We start from the raw sequence: 18,041 nt of genomic DNA, 5'->3' as shown, positions 1-18,041 counted from the left end.
AGTGAGCCCCTGCCTTTCCCTGGATTATGTAGTTGGTGTGGTTGACTGCGTTGGCTGCTGCGTCGGCACCGTCGTTGGTTGCTGCGTCGGCTCCTGAGTCGGCTGCTGCGTCGGCTCCTGAGTCGGTTGCTGTGTTGGCTCCTGAGTCGGCTGCTGTGTTGGCTCGACAGTCGGCGTGACGCCCTGCGTCGGCTCAGGGTTTACTGGCTCCTCGGTTGAAACGGGACTATCTGGTGTTTCCGTTGCCGAAGGGTTATCTCCACCACCATACTCGGACTGATCCGTATTCCCGTCATCAGCCGGGGTCACTCCTGGCTGCACCGTCTGTTGCGTCGATGGCGTTGTCCCGGGCGTCACTACATTGCGCGACGCAGGAGATGGCATATGTTGCCCCTCACCGAAGGATGTGCGCAACGGATTGACAAGCAGCGCAAACGCAATACTGGCGATCATGAGCAGAGCAGTCAGCGCAAAGAGCACCTGCGGCGTGCGAAAGGCCCTTTGAATCTCCTTGCCCAGACTCTGCTTTCCCTGTCCATGCTTCACCGGTGGTTGAGGGGGTGAGGCCGGAGCCATCGTGCGCGGCATTGGCGTTGGAATGACCGGCCTGGGAGTCATAGGCGGTTCCGGCGTGACTTGCCTGGTCAATACCGTTGGAATATACTCCTCCTCATCAGAGGCCTGCCGAACGACAACGCTGGCAGTCTCCATCTCCTGAATGTCTTTCTTCTGAGTATTCTCGGGCACCAGCGTCTCAATCTTTGCCAGACGCTCTTTCTGTTCGCTCTCCTGCTGAACCTGATCGATAGGGATCAGCATTGTCTCCTGCTCTTCCAGCCTCTGTTCAGCCTTTCCATCATCCACGATGAGAATCGTCATAATGTCATCGAGCTTTTCCTGTGTCTGAGGCTCTTTCTGAACAGGGGCTTTCTCCTTACTCTCGACATCCTCGGGCCAGAAGAATGTATCTTCCTCCAGATGGGGAGGAGTCAGAACCTGCTCACGCTCCTGTGTATCCTCATCAGCCTCATCCGGGGCCGAGGAAGGAGCCGCGTCCTGCTCGTCAGTCTTTGGCCGCTCCTCAGCCGGACCATCATCAGCCATATGCGGTTCATCGACACCGCCTACTTCCTCCACCAGCGTCTGCGTTTTATAGCTGCTCTCGGGCAAGGGCACCAGCGGCGTTGTCGTTGCCTTCAACGCCTCCACAAACTCCTGTACATCGGAGAAGCGCTTCTGTCGATCCTTTTCGAGAGCCCGAAGCACGGCCCGCTCAATATGTTCCGGAATATCCGGGTTAAGCTCACGCGGCGGTACAGGCTGTTCCGTGACATGTTTATACATCAACACGACCGGGTCCGAGCCCTCAAACGGCATCTTCCCGGTTAACAGCTCATAGGCAACACAGCCCAGGGCATATTGATCGCTGGCCTTGCTGATAATGCCTCGATACTGTTCCGGGGCCATATAGCGCGGAGTACCGGTCATACTGACTGATTTCATACTGGCGTTACTGAGCACGATTGCCAACCCGAAATCTGCCAGCAGAGCATCACCCTCCTGGTTGAAGAGGATATTTTCGGGCTTGATATCTCGGTGCACAATCTGCTGTTTATGGGCGAACGCCAGTCCTTCACCCACCTGTTTGAGAATGCGCAGTGCCTCGTTCAAGGGGAGCGCACGCCCTTTCAGTTGTTTCAAGCGACGGCGCAGCGAGCCACGCGCTTCATACTCTGTCACGAGGTAAGGGAATCCTTGATATATATTTATATCCAGCACCGGCAAAATATAGGGGTGCTTGAGAATTTCAAGTAAACGCGCCTCTTCGAGGAATTGTTCCTGCACTTCGCGCGAGTTGAGATAGACGGTATGCAGCAGCTTGATAGCCACTTTGCGGCGCGTCAGGATCACATGTTGCGCCACATAGACGCTACCAAAGCCACCACTATCAAGCGCCTCCACTATTTTATAGCTGCCGAGTTGCTGACCGATAAATGTATTTTGTTCCATAGCAGAATTTTTCCTGATGCGCTTTTCAAAAGAAAGCAGAACTGCTTCAACGAGGACTTTCAGTCAACACAATGTCAAACATCCACTACTAACTACTACACGTTTCGCATACGATAGTAGTTCCCCATTACGGCCCATTTGACACTCAAACCACCGATACCATCCACCCTCAGACATTGTGCCAAACTCCATATCAGGTATTGTACCCTGTTTCACACTTCTCTACATCACCATAAAAACGCAAGGGCTACGGCCCGGAGAAGCGTTCACGGGCCACTTCGGCACTTTTGCCTGTTCTCAAAAAACGAATCCTCGTATAGTAAGATCGTTTCAGGACGGTATTTTGTCTCAACCAGTAGGTAAATAGTGTTCAAATTGATGCAATTTGTCTCATAACGCAAGCAGCCAGATGGTTCATCCTTTATTATGAGCTATTTTTTGCGAAGTGTGAACAGAAGAACGCTGATCTATGCGCAGGAGAACAGGGACGCTCGATAAAATGCCTTTTTTGTATGCCTGGTAGCATCTTTTCTTTTCCCTCAGAATATGTTGACGCTCCATATCCTCTAGTGCTAGAATATATCCTAGTTAACAGGTCGGAATAATTTCGCATAGTGCAGACCACATATGATACCTATGTATCACCTGGCAATACATGTTGAGAAAGGGAGAGACCACAATGTTGCGTGTATCTACAAAAGGCGAGTATGGCGTGCGGATCATGGTAGACCTCGCTCGGCATTACGGTGGCCGTCCCCGCTCACTGACTGACATATCACAGACGGAGATGCTGCCACTGGCCTATCTGGAACAACTGGTGAAGCTGTTGCGCGAGGCAGAGCCGCCACTGGTCATCAGTACGAGGGGCGCACATGGTGGTTATCGCTTGAGTCGTCGCCCGGATGAAATCTCGATGGGTGAAGTTGTACGTGTCCTCGAAGGACCAATTTCTCCGATGATTTGTGCAACAGAAGGCGAGATGTCTCAGGTCTGCGGTTTTCTCGATTCCTGCAAGACAAAGTACCTGTGGGCCCGGGTGCGTGATGCCGTAGCGCAAACGCTCGACACCATCACACTGGCCGATCTGGTAGCTGAGTCAGCCCGCTTTCCCGAAAACCAGGAGCAGAGCAGTACCCAGTTTATCTCGCTTTCAGATGTTCGCCCGTCTATCAGCACAGGTGGCTCTCTCAAGAAGCAAACTGAGTCTCCATCTCTGCCAGGGTAAGTGAGAATGCCTGATACAGGCACCGAACAAGTAAATCCATTGGATCCAAAGCAATACGGAAAGAAGGAAGCATAAACGCTTCTGCGCTTTGTCCCTATCTGATAGATGAGAGGCACCAGGCCGCTCAGCAGAGCTCGTATGCTCTGTTGTCCTGGACTCGCATTTGTTTTGTCCCGATTTTTTTGCGAATTCAGAAAGAACGACTGCATTCGCACCGAACATAATTGAGGAAGGTGTTATCAATAATGGGATCTGAACTTGTCATTAAAAACCTTCACGCAAATATTGAAGGCAAGCCCATTCTGCGTGGCGTCAACCTAGTGGTGCGCCAGGGTGAAGTACATGCCCTGATGGGCCCAAATGGTTCTGGCAAAAGCACTCTGTCAAACGTGATTATGGGCAACCCCAAATATGAAGTCACCGAGGGAGAGATCTGGTTCAAAGGTGAGAACATCCTTGAGTACTCGCCTGATCGCCGCGCACGTATGCGCCTCTTCCTCGCGTTCCAATATCCAATGGCTATCCCCGGCGTCAGCGTTGCGAACTTCCTGCGCCGCTCTCTTGAGGCAATTCGCGAAGGCAACAAGCCTCTCGAAGAGGGCGAGAACCCGTCAGGCAAAGCAAGCAAGCGCAAAACCATTCCTCCTGGTGAATTCCGCAAGCTCTTGCAGGAAAAGATGAAGCTGCTCAAAGTAGACAACAGCTTTATCAACCGCTCGATCAACGACGGCTTCTCCGGTGGTGAGAAGAAGCGCGCCGAGATCTTGCAGATGGCTCTGTTGGAGCCCGAAATTGCCCTGATGGACGAAACCGACTCCGGTCTTGACATCGACGCCCTGAAGATTGTTTCCGAGAGCGTCAACGCGCTGCGTGGCCCGAACATGGGCATCCTGCTGATCACGCACTATCAGCGCATGCTGAACTACATCACGCCTGACTTTGTGCACGTCATGTACGAAGGCCGCATCGTCAAGTCCGGTAGCAAAGAACTGGCCCTTGAGCTCGAAGAGAAGGGCTACGAATGGCTGAAAGAGTCCATCGAAGAGAATGGAGTGTCCGCGAATGCTTAATGTCTCAACTACAGGTTTCACAAAAGACGCGCTGGTAGAGCTATCGCGTCAGCGCGGGGAGCCTGAATGGTTGCTGGACAAGCGCCTGCAAGCCTGGGAGCTCTATGAGCAGACTCCCGCGCCTCTGGGCCGTCGTGGTGACCTGGGCACCCTCAAGGCGCTGGCAGGCTTCCGCTTCCAGCAGCTCACCTCTTATGTTCCCGATCCAAGTGAGAAGCTGCCCGCGAAGATTGAGCAGTCCTTGCAGGAAGCGCTGGTCAATGACCGCTCGGGCCTGATCGTGCAGCATAACTCGTCGGTAGTGCACACACAGCTAGATGAGGATCTCAAGGAGCAGGGCGTGATCCTGCTGCCTCTGGACAAGGCCGTACAGCAGTATCCGGAGCTTGTGCAGAAGTACTTCATGACCGAGTGCATTCCGGCACATGCCAGCAAGTATACCGCACTCCATGCCGCCTTCTGGACAACCGGCTTCTTCCTCTATGTGCCAAAGGGCGTCGAGATCGAAAAGCCGATTCTCTCGCAGGTCTGGATTGATGCGCCGTCTTCCGCGACCTTCACACATACACTGGTTGTGACCGAGCCCCAGAGTAGCGTGCGCTTCGTTGAAGAGCTCTCTTCCAGCGTGACCAGCGATCAGCCGAGCCTGGTCAGCGACGCCGTTGAGATCTTTGCCCAGCGCGAGTCCCGCGTTGAGTTCAGCTATCTACAGGACCTTGACCAGAACACCTGGAATATCACGAACAAGAACGCGGTCTTTGAGAATGACGGGAGCGTTACCTTCGTGATGTCGGATCTGGGGGCGAAGCTCAATCTTGTTGAGATTGGTGCGGGTCTTCAGGGCAACGGCAGCGCCGCTGAACTGGTTGGTATCTTCTTCACCGACCACGATCAGCGCTACAAGATCAACACGCTGTCTGACCATGTGGGCCTGTCCACCAACGCCGAGACACTGGTCAAAGGCGTGCTGACAGATGAATCTCGCGTCGAGTTCGATGGTATGATCCGCGTGCGTCCCAACGCGCAGCAGACGGCGTCGTTCCTTTCGGCGCACGGCATGATGCTGAGCAAGAAGGCACGCGGCGAATTCATTCCCGGTCTGGAGATCGCGGCAAATGAGGTCAGCGCCAGCCACGGTGCAACCACCGGTCAGATTGACGAAGAAGAGCTCTTCTACCTGATGTCTCGCGGCGTTCCCCGTCCTGAGGCCGAGCGCATCATTGTGCAGGGCTTCTTTGAGCCGGTCCTTCAGCGTATTCCGCTGGAGAACCTGCGTATCCGTCTGCGCCGCAGCATTATCTCCCGCATGAGCGGTGCTTATGAGACCGAGGCCGACACCTGGGTCGACGCTCAGGAGCGCTGGGAGATCGAGGGCGTTGATGAGGGCGCGGTCCATCTGGATGACTCAACCAGAGACAAGGACGAGATTGAGCTCTCAGAATACTAATTTGGTGAGCAGGGTACCTGTTTACGGGTACCCTTTGCTTTTCTTCCCCCTGGTTCCCGTCTGGCGGAGAGTATACGATGATTAGCGAGAAGAACACAACAAACCGCAGCGTTGAGGATATTCGCCGGGATTTTCCCATTCTTTCGCGGCAGGTACACGGAAAGCGTCTGGTCTTTCTGGACAGCGCGGCAAGCTCACAGAAGCCTGCTGTGGTCATTGAGGCGCTCGATCAGTACTATAGAACCTATAACGCGAACGTCCATCGCGGCGTCTATGAAATTAGCGAAGAGGCAACCGAAGCCGTTGAACGGGCCCGCCTGAAGATCGCTCGTTTCATTCATGCACGTCAGAGTAAACAGGTCATATTTACCCGCAACACAACCGAAAGTATCAATCTGGTAGCGTACAGTTGGGGTGGGGAACATATTCAGCAGGGCGATCTGATCGTCCTGACCGAAATGGAACATCATAGTAATCTGGTTCCCTGGCAGTTACTGGCCCAGCGCACGGGCGCGCGGCTGGAATTTGTCCCTGTCAACGAAGAGGGCCTGCTACGTCTGGATGTCTACGAGCAGCTTTTACAGCAGAAGCCGAAACTGGTCGCTTTCGCCCACATGTCAAACGTGCTCGGAACGATCAATCCGGTGAAAGAAATGGTCGCACAGGCGCATGCAGTTGGAGCGATCACGCTGGTTGACGGAGCACAAAGCGTGCCACATATGACGGTCGATGTGCAGGATCTTGATGCTGACTTTTACTGTTTCAGCGGACATAAAATGCTTGGCCCGACCGGCATAGGTGTGCTCTATGGGAAACGCCCGCTGCTGGAATCCATGACGCCTTTTATGGGTGGCGGTTCGATGATTCGCACGGTCAAGCTACACGAGTCCACCTGGGCCGATCTCCCTCACAAATTTGAGGCAGGAACCCCGGCGATCGCCGAAGCCATCGGGCTGGGCGTGGCCGTTGACTATCTGAATGAGCTTGGCATGGAGTGGGTCCGCCAGCACGAGAAAGCACTGACCGCTTACGCCCTCAAGCGGCTGAGCGCGATTCCTGGCCTGACCATCTACGGTCCGAAAGATGTTGAGCAGCGCGGTGGCGTGCTCTCCTTTACGCTTGATGGAGTACACCCGCACGATCTCGCCTCAATCCTTGATATGGAAGTCGGCGTTGCCGTTCGAGCCGGTCACCACTGCGCTCAACCGTTGATGGATCGCTACAACATTCCGGCAACCGCTCGCGCCAGCTTCTATGTCTACAATGATGAACGCGATGTTGATACGCTGGCAGAGGGCTTGCAGAAGGCTCAAGAGATCTTCCAGGCGACAGCAGGTCTCTAAACTTTCGACCAACGCGCTTGCTTAACCAGCCTCACAGGTGTACACTTTTACACAATTCTCATTTCAGTACCCCTGTGCGCTGAGCAGCAGCGCCTTTGGAGGCAGATACAATGTCAATGGATTATTATCGCGAATATATTCTAGATCACTATCGGAATCCGCGTAACTATGGGACCCTGGAAGCGCCAGATGTACATATGGAGGATAACAACCCGTTGTGTGGCGATCAGCTCGCGATGGATCTCAAGGTTGAAAATGGCCTTGTCACCGAGGTTCGCTTTCAGGGAAGAGGGTGCGCCATCAGTCAGGCATCAGCTTCCATGCTCTCCGAAATGATCGAAGGACAGCCGATCGAGGAAGTGGTCAAACTTGGCAAGGATGAGGTGCTCGAAGCACTGGGCATTCCCATCAGTCCGGCCCGCACAAAATGTGCCTTCCTTTCATTGCGTGTCCTGCATCGTGGCCTCGCGGTAGCCGGCTATGAGCGTCCCGATCTGGATGAGGACGAAGAAGAGTAAAAGGCTTTATGACCGAGTTTATCAAAGCAGCCGACCTCTCAGACATACGAGAGGGGAAGCTGTATCCCGTTGATATCGATGGCGAGCCGGTCTGCCTGACGAAAATCGATGGCACCATTTATGCCTTCTCTGATAACTGCACTCATATCAGTGGCCCGCTCAATCGCGGCGAACTTGATGGCTGCGTGATTACCTGCCCGCTTCATGGGGCTCGCTTTGATATCACCAATGGAAAAGTGTTGCGCGGGCCTGCCCGCTATGACCTGATCACTTTTCCGGTCAAAATCGAAGAGAATTCCGTTCTGGTCGGGCTCCCGGATGATGAATGACCTTATAGCTTCCGCACTTATGACTTGCGGAAGCTGCTTCTTTTGCCCTCCGCTTGACAAGAACATGCTCTAATGGCATAGTGTCTTTATGGAAAGACAACATCCAACAAAACGAGCTGCCATTCTGGAAGCGGCCAGCCGCATTGTGCATCGGGACGGCGTTTCGCATCTGACGATAGAAGGAGTTGCCCGTGAAGCCGGGGTCAGCAAGGGCGGAGTGCTGTACCATTTCCCGAACAAAGATGCCCTCATTGAAGGGATGCTCAACGCTTTTCATGAGCATTTCCGCGCGCGGCTGAACGAAGAGCTCGCAAAGCAGGATGACACCCCGGGGCGCTGGCTCCGTGCCTTTGCTCAAACCTCCTGTAATCTTTCCGGGTATGAGCCAGACTTTATCAGTGGTCTGATCGCAGCACTCAGTAATAACCCCGTGCTACTCGAATCGACCCGCAAGGAATTCCTGTACTATCAACAATGCGCCGAACAGGACGGACTTCCACGCGCTTACGCAACCATCTTGCGTCTGGCGATTGATGGCCTCTGGTTCGCGGACCTGTTCCACTTCGCCTCTCCTGAGGGCGCTTTCCGGGATGAGGTACGTTGCCTGCTTCAGGATATGGCACGTCCCGATTTCTCGCTTTCACAGCGCCGTTCGTAGGCGTCGCTTCCTCTTTTCCTGCACCTCGTGTGTCTCCCGATGCAAGAGGGCGAATAACTTCAGTTGACAGCAATTCGAGAACACTCTACAATAACCTATGCGTTTCGTTAATGGAGAAAAAGCGCTTTACACCGCGCAAGCAGGAGAGTCAAGATCATGGAAGGTCGCTCGCACCTCTTAATGGGCCTGGCAGCAGGCGTTGTACTGGATAGCTTCGTTCACCTCTCAGGAGACCCTCTGACACTCGCTACATCTGTTCCCCTCGCATTGGTCGTGAAAAAAGCTGTCTTCTATTCGGCAGTTGGCTTCGGCGCGTTGCTTCCAGATATTGATAACGCACGAAGCATGCTTGGTCGTCGTTTTGGCTGGATCAGTAGGACAATTCAGCATGTGGCAGGGCATAGAACGATTTTTCATAGCCTTCTCGGGTTAGCGTTAGGCTCATTGCTGGCCATCGGCCTGGAACAAGTGGTAATATTTTTACTGGGTACGCGCGGTTTACAGGCTCCTGCGCATATCGTAAGCTTATCGCACGTTGTATTCTTCGGGGTCCTTTTTGGATGTATCGTCCACATCGCCTGTGATTCCTTAACCGAGGGCGGGGTCCCCCTTTTCTGGCCGTACCGTAAACGCTTTGGAATTCCCCCGCGACCTGATATGCGGTTCAAAACTGGAACCTGGGTTGAACACGTCGTTGTCTGGGGATTTATTATCCTTGTGCTGCTCGGTATCTGGCAATCAATATTAGTTATTTGAGGTCTGATGAAGCGGTTCTCCTTCTCTTTTCTACAAAAACACCAGACACGCCTTGCCTTTCTTCTGGCCTGTCTCGCGATAGTGGTCTATTTCGGATGGATCAACTATGAATCGATCCTGCGCTATACCACGTTCCGCGCTACAGCCTTTGACCTGGGGAATATGGATCAGGTTGTCTGGAATACGCTGCATGGACGTCCATTTCAGTGGACAAACCAGGGAGTTGACTGGTTCGGCCCGCCACTGCGATTAGCCCAGCATGTCGAACCGATTCTCCTGCCGATATCGCTGCTCTATCTGATCTGGGCCGATCCACGTATGCTGTTGACGCTCCAGACCGCTATGCTGGCTCTCGGAGCGCTCCCAGTCTATGCGCTAACACGCTACTTTATCCCCAGATTTCCCTATCTGGCCACCGGGATGGCGATTGGCTATCTCTTTTCGCCAGCCCTGATCGGCGTGAATATCTTTGACTTTCACCCGGTCGCGTTGGTTGCGCCATTCATGCTTTTTGCAGCCTGGGCGCTGACAAAACGACGATTTGTGCTCTTTATTCTCTTCTGTGTTCTGGCGGCCTCCTGTAAGGAAGAGATTCCTGCTGTAGTTGGTCTCTTTGGCCTGCTGGTCATGTGGAAGTACAAGCGCCCGCGGCTCGGCCTTGCCCTCTTCGTCGGGGGCATCGCATGGAGTGCAGGCGCGTTTCTGTTGATGAAGCAGCTTTACCCTGGCAATCAGGGGAACAATTTCTGGTATCGCTATGTAGAGCTTGGCGACACCCCCGGAGACGCGATCAAGAACATCCTGCGTCACCCGATGATCCTCTTCACTTTCTTTGTAACGCTGGATCGCCTCTTCTATCTGGTTGGCCTGTTCCGCAGTGGCGGCTTCTTCGGCCTGCTGGCTATTGAGTGGTTACTACCCGCGCTGCCCGATCTGGCGATTAATCTGCTAAACACCAATAGCCCGCAGCTTTACAGCGGCATTTATCACTACAATGCTCCCATTATTCCATTCGTCACGCTTGCCACAATTCATGGTCTGGCTCGCTTTGTAGCCTGGTGGCAGGTTCGCCACGGCGAAACGGTTGAGCCGATTCCATTGATCGTCGGCGACACAGCACAGGCGCAGCGTTCAAGCTGGCCGGGCTTTGTAGTCAAGCCAATCAAAGGCATACAGCTTGCCCTGACACGCGCCGCTCGCAACCTCTGGTCAACCCGCCCGGTGACGATGGTACGCCCCGGCGTGCTGGCAATTGTAGAAGAGGGAGCCCTGCGCCGAAAAAGCTTTCATGAGCGGATGACCGACCTCTCGCGGGTCATTACTCCTACCGTGATGCAGTGGGTGATCTGTGGGCTGGTAGTGCTTATGGTGCTACTCAACAACTTTATTATGTATCCTAAATACAACTGGCTGCTCGCGGATCATACACCCGGCACGCGGGAGCAGCGCATTGAAGAACTGCTGACCATGATCCCGGATACGGCTTCGGTCTCGGCCAGTGCCACGCTCAATCCACATCTGACACGACGGCAATATGTGACCGTCTTCCCGTTTATCACCTATCTCACGCTTGACGGCAATATGCATACCGTTGAGTATGTAATTGTGGATGTGCGCAATATTGTGCCCGCCGATATGCGCGGAAGTACCTTTGAGATGCTCAACCAGATTCGCGAAACACATCTCTTCTGCACCATCAAACAGACAGATGGCGTGATCCTGCTGGCGCGAAATGATGTAAGCTGCCCCGCCAATCCTGAGCCTGGAGGCAAATAGAAGAAGAAAACATCGAAACACACCTGTAGCAACAAGAGCGGAATTAATGTTATAATTGCAGCGTGCAGGACAATGTAGCTAAGAGCTGAGACAACAATGCGGATAGTGCTTGTATGCTGTTTGCTCTATTGTCCGCCCTTGTTTGCTACAGGTATTCGCATTCTCTTCGGCCACGCAGTGTGGGCTGAAGAAATGCCATAACCGCGTGTTGGAGGATTGGCAGGATGCGCAATAATCCCTATGAAGAACCTACCGGTCAGGCAGATATGCAGAACAGGGCGGGACGGATGGAGGATCTGCCCATGCGGCAACCTTCTCTTCCCCCTCAGCAACAACCGCCACCTGCGGGTGATCCTGCCCCTGAGATTGACCTTGAACGGCAGGAAGAGGCTCGCACCGTGAAATATGCGATCGGAAAGCTGATCGACTTTCTCCAGTGGTTTACTACAGTCCTGGAAGTCGCGCTTGTGCTTCGCTTCCTGTTGAAGCTGATTGGCGCATCCAGCGGCAACCTGTTTGCAGGTTTCCTGTACTCGCTGACCGATATCATTCTTTTCCCGTTCCGTTCTATTGTGCCATCACCGTCTATTCGGCAAGATCAGGCATTTGAGTGGTCAACCCTCATTGCCATGCTCATCTACTTCCTTATCTTCTGGGCAATTCGCCGCTTCCTGCAAATCCTCATCTCCAGCCCGGAGGAAGCGCCCAACTAGGCAAAGCAACAGAGTGCCGCTTCTCCTGATTCTTGAAGCGGCATCTCTTTTCTGGTGGTCCTTTTGAGCGTGAGAGCCTTTTTCCTCTCTGTACATGTCAACAGGTGCGGTCACCTCCCTGATATGGTATACTGAAAAACCAGGAGGTGCCCTGTGGACAAACTAAGTATTTTTACCGGGAACGCGAATCGACAACTGGCAATTGACATTTGCGAACATCTGCATATTCCGCTCGGGAAGGCGGATGTTTTTCAATTTAGCAATGAAAATATTTTTGTGAAAATCAATCAAAATGTGCGCGGACACGATGTCTTTGTGATTCAACCCTTCAGTTCACCAGTCAACCGCTCAATCATGGAACTACTCATCATGATTGATGCGTTGAAACGAGCATCAGCCGCCAGAATTACCGCTGTTATTCCCTACTACGCTTATGGCCGCACTGATAAAAAGGATCAGCCGCGTGTGCCCATTACCGCCCGCCTGATCGCAGATTGTATTACAGTGGCTGGTGCACAGCGTGTTGTCTCAATGGATATGCATGCAGGTCAGATCCAGGGCTTTTTTAACATTCCCGTTGATGAGCTAACCGCGCAAACCATTCAGGCCCGCTACTTCGCCGCCAAGAATATCTCTGATCTGACGGTTGTCTCCACCGATGAAGGGTTCGCGAAAAAGGCCCGCAAGCTGGCCGATCGTCTGGGCGCACCTCTGGCAATTGTCGAGAAGCGCCGCCTCGGCAACGATGGCACAACCGAAGCCCTGGGACTCATTGGTAACGTTGAGGGACGCCGCGCATTGATCGTTGACGATGAGATTGATACTGCCGGCTCTATCACGCAGGCGGCACGCATGGTCCGAGAGCACGGAGCACGCGAGATCTATCTATGCGCCACCCACGGCGTTTTCTCTGGACCCGCTATTGAACGCCTCGCAAAAGCGCCCATTGAGGAGCTGGTTATCACCGATACCATTCCTTCACCGGATGCGAAACGCCTGCCTAAACTGGTTGTCCTCTCCGTCTCAGAACTGCTTGCAGGCGCGATCAGCCGCATTCATGACGGCCGCTCAGTCTCTGAGCTCTTTAACTGATGAAAGGAAACAGAACAAATCCATTCTCTCTACGCTGAAACAGCTCTTATTCTTTTACCTCTCATACCCAGGAACGTTAGTTTATGCTATAATGCCTCCTGATATCATACCGTTTATAACAAACAACAGTCCTCAAGAGAGCAAAGGGCATCTCGGGTAGTGCTGAGATGCCCTTCTTAAAACTACATAGAAAGGGTGGAAGGGCGCAATGAAGCCACTTGTCGCCATTGTAGGCCGTCCCAATGTCGGCAAATCCACATTTTTTAATCGCATGATTGGCGAGCGTCTCGCCATCGTTCAAGATATGCCTGGTACAACCCGTGATCGCCTCTATGGTGATACCGACTGGAATGGGCGCGAGTTTACACTTATCGACACAGGTGGCCTCGAACTTGGCTCCGGTGTTCCGGTAGGACAGATCGGGCTCACAGGGCAACCAGGCGATATCATGGATCACGTCAAGGCGCAGGCGCAACTTGCGATTGAAGAAGCCGATGTGATTGTCTTTATGGTTGATGCCCGTTCCGGGATCACCGCCGCCGATGAAGAAGTTGCGGACTTACTCCGCCGCTTTGCAACCAAGCCGGTTATTCTTGCCGCCAACAAGGCAGACAACGAGGCCCGCCGCCAGGATTCCGTTGAGTTCTACGCCCTCGGCCTGGGAGAGCCCATTGTTGTGTCTGCAATCAGCGGCATTGGCACCGGCGATCTTCTTGACCGCATCGTAGAAGAACTGCCTCCCGAAGAGGAAGGAGAAGAGGAAGAGGACGAGGAAGAGATTCCGCGCATCGCGATTGTTGGGCGTCCGAACGTGGGAAAATCCTCGCTGTTGAACGCCATTCTGGGCTTCAAACGCTCGATTGTCAGCGATGTTCCCGGCACAACTCGCGATGCCATTGACACCACCTTCGAGTTTGAAGGACGCAAGCTCAAGCTGATCGATACCGCCGGTATTCGGCGCCGTGGTCGTATCACGCCGGGCATCGAGAAGTTCAGCGTGCTGCGCACATCGCGGGCTATTGAGCGCTGCGACATTGCCCTGCTGCTGATTGATGCTTCCGAGGGCCTGACCGCTCAGGATACCCACATCGCGGGCGAGATTCTTGAACAGTCCAAAGGCGTGATCGTAATCGTGAATAAATGGGATCTGGCCCAACAACAGCGCGCCGCGGAGCGTGAAGGCATCTACCCGCGCCCGGATGAGGAGATTCCAGAGGCCGAGGAGATGCGTAAGCAACTGGAAGAAGATCTGAAATTTATTCCATATGCCCCGGTGATCTTTGCTTCGGCCAAAACCGGCTATCATGTTCAATCGATTCTGCGCACGGCCCTGAATATCGCCGATATGCGCTACCTGCGTGTCTCCACCTCACGTCTGAATGAGGTTGTTCAGGAAGCAGTTCGCCATCATCACACAACCATTATCCGGCATAAACCGTTCAAGATCTATTATGCGACTCAGGCCCGGGTCAACCCGCCAACCTTTGTCTTCTTTGTGAACGACCCGGAAAGCGTACACTTCTCGTATACTCGTTATCTGGAAAACCGGCTGCGTGACGCCTTCGGTTTCAAAGGAACAGGAATTCGCCTTCAGTTCCGTGCCCGTGGCGAGAAAGAGACACGATAGCCCTTCCCGCGAAAAGCTGATACAGGAGAGGAGCCGCCCGGCATGCGGTTCCTCTTTTCTTTTTTCAAGGAAAAATGAGCTACTGGTTTGCACAACCTTTTGCGGGCTGGCGCGTATTGAGTATAGACAATTGCAGTTGTAGCGCACAGGCAGAAGGGAGAATGCTATCATCTCTGTTCGCTCGCAGGTAATCCCACAGTTGTGATGGAATGGGTATAAAGACAGGAGCACCGTACGGGTAGCCTCACATGTCCTGATACACATAAATAGAGAAGAAAGTATATACATATCATATTCATATATGCACACACGCGGGGATGTCTCAATTGTCATATATACTAGCTATATGCTATAGTGAGCATGGAAATTTCTCTAAAAGCATTCCTGCTCCTGTGAGGTACGTACCAATGCAGTTTAAACTCACCGCCGCTGATAAAACCGATGTCGGTCGACAACGAGAACAGAATGAAGACTACGTCTATAAGCGCGTAGAGTCGGCGGAAGACGGCGACCGTGGTCTTTTTATTGTTGCTGATGGAATGGGAGGCTATAAGGCAGGTGAAATCGCCAGCCGTATCGCTGTCGAAACAATCAGCCAGGGCCTGGATCACATCTTTAAGCCAATTTCAGAACAACCAACAATCAAAATAGACCGGGCAGTGCTCCAGCAGACACAAAAAGCCGACACCAGCAATCAGGGACAGTCCCCGCAAACGAGCAAGCTCGCAGATACCCATATGGCTCAGGCGATGGAAGAGCAACTGAAGGCTGCTATCCAGCAGGCCAATCGGAAGATTAACCGATACGGTGAAGAAAAGGCTTCGGCCCGGGGTCTGGGCTGCACCGTCACTGTGGCATTACTTCAGGGCGAACACGTCTATATTGGCAATGTTGGTGACAGCCGCACATATCTCTTTCGCAAGGGCAAGCTCACACGCCTGACGAAAGATCACTCGGTTGTGCAACGTCTGGTGGAAACCCACCAGATCGCCCCGGACGATGTCTATACCCATCCACAGCGCAACCTGATCTATCGCTCTTTAGGTGGGGGCAATGCCCGGATCGAAGTTGATGTGTTCCATGAAATCGCACAGCCGGGAGACACGTTTCTCCTCTGCTCGGATGGCCTGTGGGAAATGGTCCGCGATCCAGACATAGAGCGTATTATTATCGAAACAGGCTCCCCTCAGGCAATCTGCGATAAGCTGATTGAACAGGCGAACAGAAACGGCGGCGAGGATAACATTACCGCCATTATTGTGCATGTCAACGCCTGTTGATCCGGTATATCTACGCCTGCATATGCAAAACGAACAGAGAAGCGCGCATCTTTTCCCTCCTGACCCGAGGGGAGGCTGCACCGTGAGATAGCGGAACCGCATCAGGCATCTCCCAACACTCTGCCAGACTGCCTATTGCACGTTGCTTACACTTATAGGGGATATTAGTTCAGAAAGGTTGAGCGCACGGAGTATGGCTCTCCCGATCGGTACAATCCTTGATGGAAAATTTAAAATAGTTCAAATATTAGGCGAAGGGGGGATGGGAACCGTCTATAAAGTTGCCCAGGTGGGCACCAATCCCCCATACTATTATGCAGTCAAAGAGTTACTCGTTAATCCCAATACAAGCGAAGAAGAGCGCAATGCAGCGATCGATCGTTTTCATAAAGAAATCGAGTTACTTCGTGACCTGAAGCATCCGCGTATTGCTTCTCTGAAGCTTCCCTTCCAGGATCGGGGGAACTATTACTTTGCGATGGAGTTCGTCCCCGGACGGAGCCTGGAGAAAATCCTTGAGGACGCAAATAAGCCGCTCCCCGAGGAACAGGTCATCAAATGGATGATCCAGGTCTGCGAGGCGCTCAGCTATATTCATTCACGCGTACCGCCCATTATCCTGCGCGATCTGAAGCCAGGTAACATTATGATCACGCCCGATAACGAGGTCCAGTTAATCGACTTCGGAATCGCGCGCCGTTTTGATCCCAACAAGCGCACCAATACCGAGAACCTGGGGACCATCTCATACGCGTCACCCGAGCATCTCGGCTCCATTACAATGCCCGGACAGCGCCGCTCCGCCGACAATCCCGGTCGGCTGGTTCAGACAGATGCGCGCTCGGATATCTACTCGCTTGGCGCAACCATGTATCATCTGCTGACCAACTACGAACCCGAGCCCATTCAAACACCAGCACCGGGGAGTATCCTGGCGAAGAATCCCGCTCTCCGCACCATTCAGGTCGGAGGGAAAACGGTGTGCCCGGTGGAGCAGGTTATTATCAAGGCCATGCAGCAGGAGCCCGCGCACCGCTTTCAAAATGCCGATGCCATGCGTACCGCGCTTTTTTCCTGCCTGCCCAATGTGCCTTTCACCCCGACAACCGTGCAGATTCCGTCCATGCCCAACAAAGCCACCATCTCGACCACACCAGCCGGAAGCGCTGTCTCCGGGCTGATCTGTCCAAAGTGTGGCTATCAGAATCGTATTGGCGCGAAGTTCTGCAAGCGAGATGGACAACCACTGGTTCAGGGTGTCGCCGTCGCGCCTCCGCAGCAGCGGCATTCGCGTATTCAGGCCCGCCCCGTCCGTCAGCCAATTCAGCCCCGGCCCGTCGCTCGTCAACCGATCCGGGCCCGTCCGGTCAGCTCAAATAACGCGGCACGACCTGCGACCTCGATGGGTGATCCCATGCAGCCCTATCGGGATGGGCTCCAACAACTGGCCAGCAAAAACTATGCTGGCGCGGTCAGCCATTTCAAGCAGGCGCTCAGTCTTGGTGCTCCGCCATACGACACATACTACAACCTCGGTCGCTCGTATCGTCAGTATGGGCAGGCCGTCCGCAGCATCAATCAAAAAGCCTTTACCGACAATATGCGCTACGCCGCAGAACAGTTTGAGCAGGCTTTAAAGTATAAAGCAGATGGCATTGACGCTCACTTTCAGCTTGGTCTCTGTTACCGGGATCTGGGGCTCCTGGAGAAAGCCAGTGCGGCCTTTCAAAAGGCGCGTTCTCTCGCCCCTCAGGACCCGGCAATCTACTACCAGCTTGGCAGCATTGCCCTTGAGCAGGGAATGAAACGCAACGCCGAAACCTGGTTCCAGGATGGCCTGCAAATCAATCCCAATCATGTGCTGCTGCTGTCAGCGCTTGGGCGTCTCCAACTGGAAGAAAAACAAATCCCGGCAGCAATCAAGACGCTTCAGCAAGCAACACGACTTGATCCGTCACTCTGGGATGCCTGGTACGCACTGGGACGAGCCCACATGCATAATCGTGAATGGAAATATGCGCTCGGTGCACTGGAACGCTCGCGACAGGCAAACCCCCGGATCTCGGAAACCTACAGTGCGCTAGCAACAGCGTATCTGAAGTTGAACAAAAAACATGAGGCCCGAAAGATGGTCGAAGAGGCTCTGGCACACGATCCACAGAATACCGAAGCCCGACGACTACAAAAACAACTCTAA

At 53.5% G+C, this 18,041-nt stretch carries 15 protein-coding genes; 14 read left to right on the top strand and 1 reads right to left on the bottom strand.

Annotated features, from left to right (window positions below; all coding sequences use genetic code 11):
• Positions 1-24: 24 nt before the first annotated feature.
• Complete coding sequence (locus KTH_RS24210) at positions 25-2,010, bottom strand: serine/threonine-protein kinase (protein WP_111325485.1); 1,986 nt, start codon at positions 2,008-2,010, stop codon at positions 25-27.
• A gap of 679 nt (positions 2,011-2,689) precedes the next feature.
• On the opposite strand from KTH_RS24210, the gene KTH_RS24205 reads away from it, so the two are divergent.
• The 14 genes from KTH_RS24205 to KTH_RS24140 all read left to right on the top strand — a co-directional run bounded on the left by KTH_RS24205 (position 2,690) and on the right by KTH_RS24140 (position 18,041).
• Positions 2,690-3,235, top strand: a complete 546-nt coding sequence (locus KTH_RS24205; protein WP_111325484.1) for an RrF2 family transcriptional regulator — start codon at positions 2,690-2,692, stop codon at positions 3,233-3,235.
• 245 nt (positions 3,236-3,480) lie between these two features.
• On the top strand, positions 3,481-4,305 hold the full coding sequence (gene sufC, locus KTH_RS24200; RefSeq protein ID WP_111325483.1) for a Fe-S cluster assembly ATPase SufC: 825 nt from the start codon (positions 3,481-3,483) through the stop codon (positions 4,303-4,305).
• On the top strand, positions 4,298-5,752 hold the full coding sequence (sufD, locus tag KTH_RS24195) for a Fe-S cluster assembly protein SufD (protein WP_497621486.1): 1,455 nt from the start codon (positions 4,298-4,300) through the stop codon (positions 5,750-5,752). Before sufC ends, sufD begins: the two co-directional genes overlap by 8 nt.
• Positions 5,753-5,829: 77 nt before the next feature.
• Positions 5,830-7,095: a cysteine desulfurase gene (locus KTH_RS24190; protein WP_111325481.1), complete on the top strand. Its 1,266-nt coding sequence runs from the start codon at positions 5,830-5,832 to the stop codon at positions 7,093-7,095.
• Positions 7,096-7,205: 110 nt separating this feature from the next.
• On the top strand, positions 7,206-7,613 hold the full coding sequence (sufU, locus tag KTH_RS24185; RefSeq protein ID WP_111325480.1) for a Fe-S cluster assembly sulfur transfer protein SufU: 408 nt from the start codon (positions 7,206-7,208) through the stop codon (positions 7,611-7,613).
• An 8-nt stretch (positions 7,614-7,621) separates the two neighbouring features.
• The gene (locus KTH_RS24180; RefSeq protein WP_111325479.1) at positions 7,622-7,942 is read left to right on the top strand and encodes a Rieske (2Fe-2S) protein; all 321 of its coding nucleotides are present in this window, start codon (positions 7,622-7,624) and stop codon (positions 7,940-7,942) included.
• Between the two features lie 88 nt (positions 7,943-8,030).
• Positions 8,031-8,600, top strand: a complete 570-nt coding sequence (locus tag KTH_RS24175) for a TetR/AcrR family transcriptional regulator (RefSeq protein WP_111325478.1) — start codon at positions 8,031-8,033, stop codon at positions 8,598-8,600.
• Positions 8,601-8,756: 156 nt separating this feature from the next.
• Complete coding sequence (locus tag KTH_RS24170) at positions 8,757-9,356, top strand: metal-dependent hydrolase (RefSeq protein ID WP_111325477.1); 600 nt, start codon at positions 8,757-8,759, stop codon at positions 9,354-9,356.
• A gap of 6 nt (positions 9,357-9,362) precedes the next feature.
• A complete protein-coding gene (locus KTH_RS24165) occupies positions 9,363-11,132 on the top strand; it encodes a DUF2079 domain-containing protein (protein ID WP_111325476.1) in 1,770 nt (589 codons plus the stop codon).
• A gap of 224 nt (positions 11,133-11,356) precedes the next feature.
• Positions 11,357-11,845 carry a YggT family protein gene (locus KTH_RS24160; protein WP_111325475.1) on the top strand — a complete coding sequence of 163 codons (489 nt, stop codon included), beginning with the start codon at positions 11,357-11,359 and terminating at the stop codon, positions 11,843-11,845.
• Between the two features lie 153 nt (positions 11,846-11,998).
• Positions 11,999-12,937 (top strand): ribose-phosphate diphosphokinase, encoded by a 939-nt coding sequence (locus KTH_RS24155; protein WP_111325474.1) that lies wholly within the window; start codon positions 11,999-12,001, stop codon positions 12,935-12,937.
• A gap of 208 nt (positions 12,938-13,145) precedes the next feature.
• Positions 13,146-14,564: a ribosome biogenesis GTPase Der gene (der, locus tag KTH_RS24150; RefSeq protein ID WP_111325473.1), complete on the top strand. Its 1,419-nt coding sequence runs from the start codon at positions 13,146-13,148 to the stop codon at positions 14,562-14,564.
• Positions 14,565-14,971: 407 nt separating this feature from the next.
• Entirely contained in the window at positions 14,972-15,844 is an 873-nt protein-coding gene (locus tag KTH_RS24145) for a PP2C family protein-serine/threonine phosphatase (RefSeq protein WP_170142912.1), read from the top strand.
• A 193-nt stretch (positions 15,845-16,037) separates the two neighbouring features.
• Positions 16,038-18,041 carry a serine/threonine-protein kinase gene (locus tag KTH_RS24140; RefSeq protein ID WP_111325471.1) on the top strand — a complete coding sequence of 668 codons (2,004 nt, stop codon included), beginning with the start codon at positions 16,038-16,040 and terminating at the stop codon, positions 18,039-18,041.

The sequence above is a fragment of the Thermosporothrix sp. COM3 genome, assembly GCF_059696735.1.
Note: the sequence above shows the minus strand (reverse complement) of the source record. Positions and strands in the feature narration are given on the sequence as shown.

What these genes read in the sequence shown, in the direction of transcription:
- KTH_RS24210 (WP_111325485.1), bottom strand. Translation starts at nt 2,010, where the DNA reads ATGGAACAAAATACATTTATCGGTCAGCAACTCGGCAGCTATAAAATA.
- KTH_RS24205 (WP_111325484.1), top strand. Translation starts at nt 2,690, where the DNA reads ATGTTGCGTGTATCTACAAAAGGCGAGTATGGCGTGCGGATCATGGTA.
- sufC (WP_111325483.1), top strand. Translation starts at nt 3,481, where the DNA reads ATGGGATCTGAACTTGTCATTAAAAACCTTCACGCAAATATTGAAGGC.
- sufD (WP_497621486.1), top strand. Translation starts at nt 4,298, where the DNA reads ATGCTTAATGTCTCAACTACAGGTTTCACAAAAGACGCGCTGGTAGAG.
- KTH_RS24190 (WP_111325481.1), top strand. Translation starts at nt 5,830, where the DNA reads ATGATTAGCGAGAAGAACACAACAAACCGCAGCGTTGAGGATATTCGC.
- sufU (WP_111325480.1), top strand. Translation starts at nt 7,206, where the DNA reads ATGTCAATGGATTATTATCGCGAATATATTCTAGATCACTATCGGAAT.
- KTH_RS24180 (WP_111325479.1), top strand. Translation starts at nt 7,622, where the DNA reads ATGACCGAGTTTATCAAAGCAGCCGACCTCTCAGACATACGAGAGGGG.
- KTH_RS24175 (WP_111325478.1), top strand. Translation starts at nt 8,031, where the DNA reads ATGGAAAGACAACATCCAACAAAACGAGCTGCCATTCTGGAAGCGGCC.
- KTH_RS24170 (WP_111325477.1), top strand. Translation starts at nt 8,757, where the DNA reads ATGGAAGGTCGCTCGCACCTCTTAATGGGCCTGGCAGCAGGCGTTGTA.
- KTH_RS24165 (WP_111325476.1), top strand. Translation starts at nt 9,363, where the DNA reads ATGAAGCGGTTCTCCTTCTCTTTTCTACAAAAACACCAGACACGCCTT.
- KTH_RS24160 (WP_111325475.1), top strand. Translation starts at nt 11,357, where the DNA reads ATGCGCAATAATCCCTATGAAGAACCTACCGGTCAGGCAGATATGCAG.
- der (WP_111325473.1), top strand. Translation starts at nt 13,146, where the DNA reads ATGAAGCCACTTGTCGCCATTGTAGGCCGTCCCAATGTCGGCAAATCC.
- KTH_RS24145 (WP_170142912.1), top strand. Translation starts at nt 14,972, where the DNA reads ATGCAGTTTAAACTCACCGCCGCTGATAAAACCGATGTCGGTCGACAA.
- KTH_RS24140 (WP_111325471.1), top strand. Translation starts at nt 16,038, where the DNA reads ATGGCTCTCCCGATCGGTACAATCCTTGATGGAAAATTTAAAATAGTT.